Genomic DNA, 12,275 nt, shown 5'->3' with positions numbered 1-12,275 from the left:
GCCCTACTGGCGGGGCTGCTCCACGGTTCGCTCGGGTGACTGGGTAGCCGGATCGCTGCCCGGCGCGCTCTTTTGCACCACCTCGCTGCGCTGGGGTGGTGGCGTTTCCGGCGACTTGTCGCAACCGGCGAGCAGAGCGCCGAGGGTCAGCAGGGCCAGGCTGCTGGTGATGAGACGAGGCATGGTCTTCTCCCTGGGGGTTTGAAGGAGGACCCCGGGATTTCCACGGACGTTCCCGCCTGGGGCCAGGGCCGGCCGGCCGTCGGCCCCGGCGATCTTCCGGGCGGCTGGCGCAGTCGTACCTGCAGGACCGGCCCTTCCGGTCACCCATCAGGAATCCGCCATGCCCAGACCCGCCCTCTCCCGCCTCGCCCTGGCCACCCTGCTGACCGCCCTGCCCCTGGCACCGGCCGCCCTGGCCGCCGAATCCAGCGCCAAACTGGAAAAGGTCGCCAGCTTCGATCACCAGGTCACCGGCGTCACCGTCAGCGAGAGCGGACGGATCTTCGTCAACTTCCCCCGCTGGACCGAAGACAGCGAGGTCTCGGTCGCTGAACTCAAGCCCGATGGCAGCCTGGTGCCCTATCCGGACCCGGCGTGGAACGGCTGGCGCAATGCCAAGCGCGACGAGCTGACCCCGGGCAACCACTGGGTCTGCGTGCAATCCGTGGTGGCCGACGGTCGCGGCAGTCTCTGGGTGATCGATCCGGGCGCTCCGGCCCAGGCGCTGGTGGTGCCCGGCGCACCCAAGCTGGTCAAGATCGACCTGGCCAGCAACCAGGTGAGCAAGGTCTATGCGCTGGACGAGAGCGTGGCGCCCCAGGGCAGCTACCTCAACGACGTGAGATTCAGCCCGGACGGTCGCTACGCCTATATCACCGATTCCGGTGCCCGCGGCGCCCTGGTGGTTCTGGATCTGGAAAGCGGCAAGGCACGGCGCGCCCTGGATGGCGATCCGAGTACCCAGGCCGAGAAGGGCGTCAAGGTCAAGGCCGATGGCGAGCCGCTGGTGCGTCCGGATGGCCGCGGCGTGGAATTCTCCGCCGACGGCATCGCCCTCTCCCCGGCAGGCGACTACCTCTACTGGCAGGCGGTCAAGGGCAATACCCTCTACCGCATCGCCACCGCGGCGCTGCAGGGCGACGACCTCGCCAGCCTGCCGGCCAAGGTGGAAAAGGTCGGCGAGAACGGTCCGGCCGATGGCCTGCTGATGGACCCGCAAGGGCGCCTCTATGTCAGCGCGGTGGAAGACCATGCGGTGAAGATCCGCGAGAACGGCCAGCTCACCACCCTGGTGCAGGACAAGAAGCTGATCTGGCCGGACACCTTCGGCCGCGGACCGGATGGCACCGTCTATGTCACGGATTCGCGCATCCCCGAGATGAGCTTCTTCGATCCCAAGCAGAAGCCGGCCCTGGAAACCGTGCTCTACAAGATCGTGCCCAACTGACGAAGCGGGCTGCGGGCGCCTTGCCCTGCGGCCCTCGCCTGCTCCAGCATGGGCGTTTTCGCCGTTGGAAAACCCCATGTCCCGCCTGCTGCCCCTGCTCTGCTGCCTGTTCCTCGCCCTGCCCGCCCACGCCGGTACCTACCTGCAACGCCTGCTGGACAAGCCCGTGCCGGGTGGTGTCGCCGTGGTGCCGATCCCCGGCGACGCGGCGCCGCGGGTGCGCTACCAGGGCAAGCCGGTGCTGGTGGTCAAGGACGGCAACGGCTGGATGGCCATCGTCGGCATCCCCCTGGGCACCGCCGCGGGTCGCCAGCCGCTGGAGGTCGCCGGCGCAGCACCCCAGGCCTTCACGGTCGGTAGCCGCCACTATGCCGAGCAGCGCATCACCCTGAAGAACCAGCGCCAGGTCACCCCCAACCCCGAAGACCTCAAGCGCTTCGAGCGGGAACTGGCCGAACAGCAGGCCGCCTACCGGCTGTTCTCGCCGAACCAGCCCAGCAATCTGCTCCTCGACAAGCCGGTGGATGGCCCGCTCTCCAGCCCCTTCGGCCTGCGTCGCTTCTTCAATGGCCAGGAGCGCAATCCGCATTCCGGCCTGGACTTCGCGGTGCCCGCCGGCACCCCGGTCAAGGCGCCCGCGGCCGGCAAGGTGGTGCTGGTGGGCGACTACTTCTTCAATGGCAGGACGGTGTTCGTCGACCACGGCCAGGGACTGATCAGCATGTTCTGCCACCTCTCCCGCGTCGACGTCCAGGTCGGCCAGGAGGTGGCCCGCGGCGGCGTGGTCGGTCGCGTCGGCAGCACCGGGCGCGCGACCGGGCCGCACCTGCACTGGAACGTCAGCCTCAACGACGTGCGCGTCGATCCGAGCATCTTCATCGGTGCCTTCAAGCCCTGAACAGTGGCAAACAATTGGTAGCAGTCGCAGGCATTGCCAGACAGCCGGCTTCGGCTTAAAAGGAACGCCCTTTCTTTCCTGCGGCCGCCCGGGCCTGGAGCCGACGCCATGACTGAGAAACCCCGCTTCGGCAGTGCCCTCGGCAGCATCCTGCTGGTCGCAGCGGCCTGCTACCTGCTGGTCGGCTTCTCCCAGGGGTTCGTGCTGTCGGCCTGGTCCTGGCGCACCTGGGTGGTATACGCCGTGCTGGTCAGTGTCTATCCCATCGGCCTCTATGCCGGCTGGTGGAAGAAGCGCGAGCCGGTCGAGCGCTAAATTCGCTTTTCTTTCCTAGCCCCAGCCATGGCGCGCATAGGCCTGCTGCAGCCGCTCCTCTCGCGAGCTGAACAGATCGCCATCCGCCAGCCCAGTCGCGGCCAGTAGCCGGTCCTCCAGCTCGGCCTGGGATTCCAACCGACCGTCCGCATGGATATGGGTCACTGCCAGGCCCCGCCGCACCAGGCAGGGCGCCACCAGCAGGCCACGATGACAGGTCAGGGGATCGCGCTCGGCGCAGAGCAGGGCGATGCGCCAGCGGGCCTGGCCCTGCTCCAGCCGCAGCAATCCCTGCTGGAACGGCGCGCTGGCGGCCAGGCGGTCATAGCGCAGCTGTCCGTCCTCGTAATGCGCTGGGTCCGGGCTGCGCGCGCCCAGCTCCCGGCCCAAGAACACATAGGCGATCCCCGCCGCGGCCAGACCGTCGCGCAGGGCCTCGCGGCGATACTGGGGCACATGGCGGCTATAGGGTTGGGAGCGCACATCGGCCACTGCCGTCACCCCCTGCGCCTGCAGCAGCTCGACATAGCGCGCCAGCGGATGATTGGAATGACCGAGGGTCAGGATCATGGGATTTCAGCGCCAGGGATCGAGGCGATACAGCCCGCCGATGGGGCACTCCATACGGTTGCCCCGGGCATCGGTGGAGACGAGGACGTCACCCGGGCGCAGGCCGGCAGCCCGCGAGCGATAGCCGAGGCGATTGCCAGCGGCCAGATTGCGGCAGGGCACGGTGAAGTCCACCAGGTAGGCGCGGCCCAACCCGGTGCCCAGCGCCAGGTGCCGGGTGTCCAGGTAGTGCCAGCCGGACAGATCGAAGCCCAGGATGGTGTCCATGGCCGCGCCCTGCCGATAGCCGAGGTCGGCCAGGCGATCGTCCAGGGTCGGCGGTCCGAAGGGACGTCCGGCGCAACCGGCGAGCAGCAGCACGGCGACGAGGGTGAAAAAGGCAGGGAGAACGCGCATGGAAATTTTCCTGGAAGGGCTGAACCTTGGACCGACCACGGGCGCCGAATACGGCATGCTGGGCGCAGCTTTGCTAACGTGGCGCCCGTAGTATCCCGTCAAGAGACCCCCTATGCCCACGGCCCTGACCAACCTGATCGACGACCTCGAAAAACACCCGCAACTGCTCACCCTGGTCGCCTGCCTCGGCCTGCTGCTGGCGGCCTGGGTGCTCAACTGGATCGTCAAGCGCATCCTGGTGCGCGGCTTCTATCGCCTGCTACGCAGCACCTCCTTCGGTCAGGACCAGGAGCTCAATCACCACCGCGTCATCGGCCGGCTGGCCAACATCGTCCCGGCCCTGGTGCTGTCGATCGGCATCGAACTGGTGCCCGGGCGTCCCGAGGCCCTGGTCACCGTGGTGCAGAACGTCTGCAGCGCCTTCATCGTGCTGACCATCGCCCTGGCCCTGGGCAGCGCCCTGAACGTGGTCAACGTGCTCTATTCGCGCCGGCCCTCGGCGCGGCTCAAGCCGATCAAGGGCTACGTCCAGGTCAGCAAGATCGTCATCTACGCCATCGCGGTCATCCTGATGATCGCCACCCTGATCGACCGCTCGCCGCTGATTCTGCTCTCCGGCCTCGGCGCCATGGCCGCGGTGCTGCTGCTGATCTTCCAGGACACCCTGCTCTCCCTGGTGGCCAGCGTGCAGATCTCCAGCAACGACATCATCCGCGTCGGCGACTGGATCGAGATGCCCCAGCTCAACGCCGACGGCGACGTCATCGACATCGCCCTGCACACGGTCAAGGTGCAGAACTTCGACAAGACCATCACCACCATCCCCACCAAGAGATTCATCACCGACTCCTTCCGCAACTACCGCGGCATGCAGGAAGCCGGTGGCCGACGGATCAAGCGCGCGCTCAACATCGACCAGAACAGCGTGCACTTCCTCAGCGACGCCGAGCGCGAGCACCTGCACCGCTTCAACCTGCTGGACGACTACCTCACCGCCAAGGAACAGGAACTGGCGGACTGGAATCGCAAGCTGGAAAAACGCGGCCAGGAGCCGGTCAACACCCGCCGGGTCACCAACCTGGGCACCTTTCGCGCCTATGTGGAGCGCTATCTGCGCGCCCATCCCGGGGTGCACCAGGGCATGACCCTGCTGGTGCGCCAGATGCCGCTCTCCAGCGAGGGTCTGCCGGTGGAGATCTACTGCTTCACCAACACCACGGTGTGGGCGCAATATGAGGGCATCCAGGGGGACATCTTCGACCACCTGCTCTCCATCCTCCCGGAATTCGGCCTCCATGTGTTCCAGCACCCGAGCGGACGCGATTTCCGCATGCGGCTGGAGCCAACCGAGGCCATGACCTCCCTCGGCGAACCGGGCACCCCGGCGCCCTGACCCGCCCGCTCCAGGCCTAAGGAAAGACCATGATCGTCGTCCACCACCTGAACAACTCCCGCTCCCAGCGGGTGCTCTGGCTGCTCGAAGAGCTCGGTATCGAATATCGGGTGCAACGCTACGAGCGAGCAGCGGGCGGCCTGTTCGCCCCGCCGGAGTTGCGCAAGGTGCATCCGCTGGGCAAGTCGCCGGTGATCGTCGACGGCGACCTGACCCTGGCCGAATCCGGCGCCATCGTCGACTACCTGGCGCGGCGCTACGGCCCGCAATTGCTGCCCGCCCAGGACAGCCCGGAGTTCGTGCGCTACACCTACTGGCTGCACTATGCCGAAGGCTCGGCCATGACCCCGCTGCTGCTCAAGCTGGTGTTCGACCGCATCGCTAGCTCGCCCATGCCCTTCTTTGCCAGGCCCATCGCCAAGGGCATCGCCGCCAAGGCTACGGCCAGCTTCATCCAGCCCCAGCTCGACCTGCACCTGGACTACCTGGAAAGCCAGCTGGCCGCAAGCGGCTGGTTCGTCGGCGATAGCTTCACCGCGGCCGACATCCAGCTCAGCTTCCCCCTGGAAGCCGCCGCCAGCCGCGCCGGCCTGGACAACGGCAAGCGCCCCAAGCTGGTGGACTTCCTCAAGCGCATCCATGCGCGTCCGGCTTATCAGCGGGCATTAGAGCAGGGTGGGCCCTACGTCTACGCCTGAAGGCTCGGACGCCTATATCCTCACGCAGTAGGTTGGGTTGAAGTAGCCACATCGCTGAAGCCCAATCCAACCTACGCTGCATCCGGCTGCCTCGACAGGCCCCCTCCCCCTTCGGGAGAGGGCTGGGGTGAGGGAAAACTGCAACCCCGTAGCGTGGAAAACTGCGCCAGCGTTTTCCACTGACGGCACGGCCCCTTACCCGCGTGGACAAGGCTGCGCCGTTGTCCACCCTACACGCCGTCCGGATGGCCTAGGAAAACCCCCTCTCCCTTTGGGAGAGGGCTGGGGTGAGGGAAAAACCCAGCCCCGTAGCGTGGAAAACCGCGCCAGCGTTTTCCACTGACGGCACGCCACCTTACTTATCGCGGCCATGGCGGTCCGCCGATGCGGCCGCTCCTATGGTCACATCGGAGCCTGTAGGAGCGGCCCATGGCCGCGATCAGCTCAGGCACTCAGCCCGCAATGTTTCCGGTGGCTCGGCGCTCCCACGTGGACAAGGCTGCGCCGTTGTCCACCCTACCCGCCGTCCGGATGGCCTCGGAGAACCCCCTCTCCCCCCTTGGGAGAGGGCCGGGGTGAGAAAGCCACGACTACCGCCGCATCGGCATCCGGTCGATGGTGCCGAACAGCGCCTTGAGCGACCAATCCTGCTGCTCCCGCACCTTGACCCCGCCGTCCTTGCCCACCAGATAGAGCGTTGCCGGCTGGCCGGCACGGGCGTCCAGCGCCTTGAGCAGCGCCCGGGTCTGCTCCGGCCGCAGCGGCTCGTCGTTGCGGCTGCCGGCGTCACCCGCCACCGTATAGAGCACCATTTCCCGTTCGACGAAGGCTTCGCGATTGGCCGGCTGCGCCAGTTCTTCGCGAAGCTTCGCGACCTGGGGATCCTTCGCCGTCGGCGCCACCAGGATCAGCGGCCGCGTCTTCCAGCGTTCCGCCTCCAGGGGGTTGTCGGCGGCCTGGGCCGCCGACGCCAAGCCGGCGATCAGGGTGGTCGCCAGCCCTGCCAGCACCAGAGTCTTCATGGACGCCTTCCTTCCGTTCGGTTGCCGGGAATCGTCCAGCATTGACCCCAACCCGACGCCAGGGATCGCCCCGGCGATTTCGGGTTACACAAAAAACACAAACCCGCTCTTTTAGAAATCACCAATAACCAGCCCCGTCCAGCAATAAATCATCACCAAATCGCCCTGATCGAACATTCCTGCCAATTTCAAAAAGAACATTGCGAGACCTGGCCTGGGCGGACTAACGTAAGCGCCATGCACAACGCCCATACCCTTATCCTCCTCCGGCAGCACCGCTGCCTGCGACTGGTCAGTCCACGACTGCGAAGCTCGACCGCGCTCGCTTCGTAAGTCCCGACCACGCCCAAGGAAAGAATCGCCATGACCATGCTCAAAGACCCCTCGCAGAAGTACCGTCCCTTCACGCCCGTCGCCCTGCCCGACCGCACCTGGCCGGACAAGGTCATCGACAAGGCGCCGATCTGGCTGTCCACCGACCTGCGCGACGGCAACCAGTCGCTGATCGAGCCGATGGACGCCGAGAAGAAGATGGCCTTCTTCAAGTGCCTGGTCGCCGTGGGTCTGAAGGAGATCGAGGTGGGCTTCCCCTCTGCCTCCCAGACCGACTTCGACTTCGTCCGCGAGCTGATCGAGGGCGGTCACATCCCCGACGACGTCACCATCCAGGTGCTGACCCAGGCCCGTGACGACCTCATCGAGCGCACCTTCGAATCGCTCAAGGGCGCCAAGCGCGCCATCGTCCACTACTACAACGCCTGCGCGCCGAGTTTCCGCCGCATCGTCTTCGGCCAGGACAAGGCCGGCGTCAAGGCCATCGCCGTGGCCGCCGGCCAGACCATCGTGCGCCTGGCCGCCGAGCGGCCGGAGACCCAGTGGGGCTTCGAGTACTCCCCCGAGGTGTTCAGCTCCACCGAGACCGACTTCGCCGTCGAGGTGTGCAACGCGGTGATCGCGGTGTTCGCACCGACCCCGGCCAACAAGCTGATCCTCAACCTGCCGGCCACCATCGAGTGCGCCACGCCCAACAACTACGCCGACCAGATCGAATGGTTCGGTCGCCACATCGACCGCCGCGACAGCGTGCTGATCAGCGTCCACACCCATAACGACCGCGGCACCGGCGTCGCTGCCTCGGAACTGGCGGTGATGGCCGGCGCCGATCGCGTCGAAGGCTGCCTGTTCGGCAATGGCGAGCGCACCGGCAACGTCTGCCTGGTGACCCTGGCGCTCAACCTCTACACCCAGGGCGTCGACCCCGAGCTGGACTTCTCCGACATCGACGCCGTGCGCAAGACCGTCGAGGAGTGCAACCAGCTGCCGGTGCACCCGCGCCATCCCTATGTCGGCGATCTGGTCCACACCGCCTTCTCCGGTTCCCACCAGGACGCCATCCGCAAGGGCTTCGCCCAGCAGAAGCCGGACGCCCTCTGGGAAGTGCCCTACCTGCCCATCGACCCGGCCGACATCGGCCGCGACTACGAGGCGGTCATCCGCGTCAACAGCCAGTCGGGCAAAGGCGGTATCGCCTTCCTGCTGGAACAGGAATACGGCATCAGCCTGCCGCGCCGCATGCAGATCGAATTCAGCCAGGTGGTGCAGCGCGAAACCGATCGCCTGGGCCTGGAGATGACAGCGGCGCAGATCCACGCCCTGCTCGAACAGGAATACCTGCAGGCCAAGAGCCCCTACGCCCTGGTCAGCCACAAGCTGCGCGAGGAAGACGGCACCTCCACCGTCGACATCAAGGTCGCCGTCGAAGGTCGTACCGAGCACTGGCACGGCACCGCCAAGGGTCCGCTGGAAGCTCTGGTCGCCAGCCTGCCGCAGGCGGTGGAGATCATGGACTACCACGAGCACTCCATCGGCGCCGGCGCCAACGCCAAAGCCGCTTCCTACATCGAGGTCCGCCTGGAAGGTCAGCGTCCGCTGCATGGCATCGGCATCGACGAGAACATCACCACCGCCAGCTTCCGCGCCCTGCTCAGCGCCCTGAATCGCGCGGTGACCCAGGCCCAGGCCAAGGCCGCCTGAAACTGACATTCGTCAAACCAAAGGGAATACCTGTCGGTGTTCCCTTTTTTTATGGCGAATCAGCGGAGATACTCCCCGCTTCCTAGGGATCGTCTCGCCTGCCCGCTTCGGCCAGCCGGGCAGCTTGTCTGGATAGGCAATGACCTTCACTCTGTCGCGAAACACCTCTCTGCTGCGTGACGCCACCGCGCTGGCGCTGCTGTTCCTGATCAGTTCGGTCCTGTGCATCCTCTTCACCCGCCAGGCGTCCTCCACCGTGGCCACCCTCTGGTTGCCCAATGGCCTGGCGATCGCCTGGCTGCTGCGCTCGGCGCCCCGGCGCTGGCCGCTGCAACTGCTGGCGGTCTGGCTGGCCGGCGCCCTGGCCGAATTGCCCTTCAGTGGGGACCCGGCCATCGGCGCGCTCTATTCCCTACCCAATCTGGCCGAGATCCTGTTCGGCGCCTGGCTGCTGCATGGCCGCATCCTCCATCCCGAACGCAATGTCGCGGCCATGGGCCGACTGCTGTTCTACGGGGTGCTGGTGACGCCCCTGGCCGGTACCGCCCTGGGCACCCTGATCGCCGCTCAGCAGGGCAATCCCGAGCTGCTGCGGGTGGCCCTGCACTGGTACCTCGGCGACGCCCTCGGCCTGCTGGTGATGATGCCCCTCGCCTTTCTCGGCCGCCCGCTGCAGTGGCGGCAATTCAGTCGTCAGGGTGCCCGTGAGTTCATCGTCCTGCTGCTGATCAGCCCCGTGCTGGTGCTCGGCCTGCTGGCCTATGTGCCCTACCCCTTCGTCTACGTCTCCACCCTGCTGCTGCTGCTGACCCTGAGGCTCACTGCCCTGGGTACCGCGGTGGTCGGCGGCCTGAACATCCTGATCTTCACCTACCTGGTGGCCCACGGTTATCTGCTCGGCGTTCGCGGCGCCACCCTGGTGCAGGAAGCCCTGACCTACATTCCCGTGGCCCTGATGCAGATTCCTCCGCTGCTGCTGGCCGCCGCCGTGCAGCAGAGCCGTCACCACAACCAGCGCCTGGCGCGCAACGAGGCACGCTTTCGCCATGCCCTGAGCGCCGCGCCCTATGGCATGGCGCTGCTGTCGGTGGAGGGCCGTCTGAGTCAGGTGAATGCTGCCCTGGAGGCCATGCTCGGCTATCCGCGCCACAGCCTCGACGGCCGGTCGCTCAAGGAGTTGATCGCCGATAGCGAAGAACCCCTGACGATCGAGGAAGGCGAGCAGACCCGCCGGCTGCTGCACCGCGACGGCCAGGGACTGTGGATGCAACTGGCCCTGTCGCCCGACCATGATGATGGCGACCTGCTCACCGGCTATCTACTGCAGGCCCGCGACATCGACGCCCAGCGCCGGGCCGAGGCGACCAACGCCCGGCTCCGCGAGCGACTGCAACTGGCCATTCGCGCCAGCAACGTGGGGATCTGGGAGTGGGATACCCGCAGTCCGGGTTTCAATGCCGATGCGCGGCTGAGAGATCTCTACGGCATTGCCCCCGACAATCTCAGTCGGGACATGGACTTCTGGCTCACCTTCATCCACCCGGACGACAAGGCGCGTTCGCTGGAGGTGTTCGACAAGGTCGCCAGCGAGTCGATGTTCTACACCTTCAACTTCCGCATCAACCGCGGCGGCCCCGGCGGCGAGGTGCGCCATATCCGCTCCGAGCTGATCTCGGTGGTCGAGGCCGACGGCCATGTACGCCTGGTCGGCAGCAACAGCGACGTCACCGAGCACCACCAGCTGACCACGGCGCTCTACGAGGAAAAGGAACGGCTGCAGGTCACCCTGGCCTCCATCGCCGACGCCGTGCTGACCACCGACATGGATGGGCGCATCCTCTTTCTCAATCCGGTCGCCGAGCAGCTCACCGGCTGGTCGCTGGCGGATGCCCGGGGCCGGCCCCACGAAGAGGTGTTCCTCATCCACGACAGCCAGAGCGACGAGGTCCTGCCCAGTCCGGTGACCCGCTGCCTGCGCGAGCAGACCATCACCTCCCTGGACGAGGGCGCGGTACTGCTCAGCCGCCAGGGTGACAGGCACGAGGTGCAGGATTCGGCCGCGCCAGTGCGTACGGTGGATGGCCGCATCATCGGCGCGGTGCTGGTGTTCCAGAATGTCACCCATGCCCGCAATCTGCAGCGCGAGCTGAGCTACAACGCCTCCCACGACGCCCTGACCGGCCTCTACAACCGCCTGAAGTTCGAGCAGGAGCTGGACGCCGCCTGGCAGCAGGCCCAGGCCGGGACCGTCCAGCACGCGCTGTGCTTCATCGACCTCGATCGCTTCAAGGTAGTCAACGATTCCGCCGGCCATGCCGCCGGCGATCTGCTACTGCGCGAACTGGGCACCTTGCTGCGCGACTCCCTGCGCGGCTCGGATGCCGTGGCCCGGATCGGCGGCGACGAATTCGCCCTGCTGCTGCGCGACTGCGATCTGGTGCAGGCCGAGGCCGTCGCCGAAAAGCTCATCGCCAGCATCGGCGCCGTGCGCTTCAACTGGCAGAGCCGGATCTATGACGTCGGCGCCAGCGCTGGCATCGTCGCCATCACCGCCGAAACCCCGAGCCCGGCCGAATTGATGAGTCAGGCCGACGTGGCCTGCTACACCGCCAAGCACGCCGGGCGCAATCGCGCGGCGCTCTATCGCGCCGGCAGCGAGGACGTCGAGCGCCAGCACCGCGAGATCCTCATGGCCAGCGGCCTGCGCGAGGCCCTGGAGCAGCATCGCTTCGAACTGCACGCCCAGACCATCGTCCCCACCCGGAGCCGCGGCGGCGCGGCGCAGCATGTCGAGTTGCTGCTGCGCCTGCGCGATGTCCAAGGCCAGCTGATCTCGCCAGCCACCTTCATCCCGGCCGCCGAGCGCTTCGGCCTGATGAGCAGCATCGACCGCTGGGTGGTGCGTCAGGTGCTGGTCGAGCTGGTGCCCTGGCTGCAGGAACGACCCGGGCTGCACGTGGGCATCAATCTCTCGGGCAACAGCCTGAGCGATCCCGACTTCCTGCCCGAATTGCTGGAGCTGATCGCGGCCTCGCCGCTGGATCCGCAGCGCCTGCTCTTCGAGCTGACCGAGACCGCGGTGATCAACAAGCTCTCGGTGGCCTCGGCGCTCATCAGCCAGGTCCGCGAACGCGGCTGCCGCATCGCCCTGGATGATTTCGGCGCCGGCCTCAGCTCCTTCGCCTACCTCAAGCACTTCCGCGTCGACTACGTGAAGATCGACGGCAGCTTCATCCGCAGCCTCGACCAGGATCCGCTGGATCGCGCCATCGTCGAATCCATCAACCAGGTCGCCCACCACCTCGGCGCCGAGACCATCGCCGAATTCGTCGAGTCCCAGGCCACCTTCGAATTGCTCGGCACCATCGGCGTGGACTACGCCCAGGGCTATGCCCTCGGCAAACCCCTCCCCCTGCGGGAGTGGCCCGGGCCTACGCGCCTCGAACCTTGAGCCGCAGCCATCGGTCGTAACCTGCATGACTCCCCCAACCGGATGAGG

General features: G+C 66.7%; 11 protein-coding genes. 7 read left to right on the top strand and 4 right to left on the bottom strand.

The genetic code is table 11. The annotated features are described in order from the left end of the window. Positions 1 to 3: 3 nt before the first annotated feature. Positions 4 to 183, bottom strand: coding sequence for a hypothetical protein (locus ACZ5R1_RS06115; protein WP_027598327.1), 180 nt, complete (start codon positions 181 to 183; stop codon positions 4 to 6). A 160-nt stretch (positions 184 to 343) separates the two neighbouring features. Here ACZ5R1_RS06115 and ACZ5R1_RS06110 point away from each other — a divergent pair, with 160 nt between their 5' ends. The 3 genes from ACZ5R1_RS06110 to ACZ5R1_RS06100 all read left to right on the top strand — a co-directional run bounded on the left by ACZ5R1_RS06110 (position 344) and on the right by ACZ5R1_RS06100 (position 2,663). Continuing rightward, positions 344 to 1,450 (top strand): L-dopachrome tautomerase-related protein, encoded by a 1,107-nt coding sequence (locus ACZ5R1_RS06110; RefSeq protein ID WP_464712881.1) that lies wholly within the window; start codon positions 344 to 346, stop codon positions 1,448 to 1,450. A gap of 76 nt (positions 1,451 to 1,526) precedes the next feature. Then, a complete protein-coding gene (locus tag ACZ5R1_RS06105; RefSeq protein ID WP_464712880.1) occupies positions 1,527 to 2,348 on the top strand; it encodes a peptidoglycan DD-metalloendopeptidase family protein in 822 nt (273 codons plus the stop codon). Between the two features lie 108 nt (positions 2,349 to 2,456). Continuing rightward, positions 2,457 to 2,663 carry a hypothetical protein gene (locus tag ACZ5R1_RS06100; protein ID WP_042138558.1) on the top strand — a complete coding sequence of 69 codons (207 nt, stop codon included), beginning with the start codon at positions 2,457 to 2,459 and terminating at the stop codon, positions 2,661 to 2,663. A gap of 15 nt (positions 2,664 to 2,678) precedes the next feature. Here the strand turns inward: ACZ5R1_RS06100 and ACZ5R1_RS06095 are convergent, their stop codons facing one another. Both ACZ5R1_RS06095 and ACZ5R1_RS06090 read right to left on the bottom strand, forming a co-directional pair. Then, positions 2,679 to 3,233, bottom strand: coding sequence for a DUF488 domain-containing protein (locus ACZ5R1_RS06095; RefSeq protein WP_042138560.1), 555 nt, complete (start codon positions 3,231 to 3,233; stop codon positions 2,679 to 2,681). A 6-nt stretch (positions 3,234 to 3,239) separates the two neighbouring features. Continuing rightward, on the bottom strand, positions 3,240 to 3,629 hold the full coding sequence (locus tag ACZ5R1_RS06090; RefSeq protein ID WP_042138562.1) for a DUF6491 family protein: 390 nt from the start codon (positions 3,627 to 3,629) through the stop codon (positions 3,240 to 3,242). 112 nt (positions 3,630 to 3,741) lie between these two features. Here ACZ5R1_RS06090 and ACZ5R1_RS06085 point away from each other — a divergent pair, with 112 nt between their 5' ends. Together ACZ5R1_RS06085 and ACZ5R1_RS06080 are read left to right on the top strand one after the other, a co-directional pair. Continuing rightward, the gene (locus tag ACZ5R1_RS06085; protein WP_027598333.1) at positions 3,742 to 5,022 is read left to right on the top strand and encodes a mechanosensitive ion channel family protein; all 1,281 of its coding nucleotides are present in this window, start codon (positions 3,742 to 3,744) and stop codon (positions 5,020 to 5,022) included. Between the two features lie 29 nt (positions 5,023 to 5,051). Continuing rightward, positions 5,052 to 5,720: a glutathione S-transferase family protein gene (locus ACZ5R1_RS06080; protein WP_197851507.1), complete on the top strand. Its 669-nt coding sequence runs from the start codon at positions 5,052 to 5,054 to the stop codon at positions 5,718 to 5,720. A 590-nt stretch (positions 5,721 to 6,310) separates the two neighbouring features. On the opposite strand, the gene ACZ5R1_RS06075 is transcribed toward ACZ5R1_RS06080, so the two are convergent. Further along, a complete protein-coding gene (locus ACZ5R1_RS06075; RefSeq protein ID WP_464712879.1) occupies positions 6,311 to 6,742 on the bottom strand; it encodes a DUF4174 domain-containing protein in 432 nt (143 codons plus the stop codon). A gap of 363 nt (positions 6,743 to 7,105) precedes the next feature. Between ACZ5R1_RS06075 and leuA the strand changes: the two genes are divergently transcribed. Continuing rightward, complete coding sequence (gene leuA / locus ACZ5R1_RS06070) at positions 7,106 to 8,776, top strand: 2-isopropylmalate synthase (protein WP_007162440.1); 1,671 nt, start codon at positions 7,106 to 7,108, stop codon at positions 8,774 to 8,776. Between the two features lie 139 nt (positions 8,777 to 8,915). Further along, positions 8,916 to 12,227 (top strand): EAL domain-containing protein, encoded by a 3,312-nt coding sequence (locus ACZ5R1_RS06065; protein WP_464712878.1) that lies wholly within the window; start codon positions 8,916 to 8,918, stop codon positions 12,225 to 12,227. Positions 12,228 to 12,275: the final 48 nt, after the last annotated feature.

The sequence above is a fragment of the Pseudomonas sp. Pso3 genome (assembly GCF_055393275.1).
This window is presented reverse-complemented; position numbering and strand designations above follow the sequence as displayed.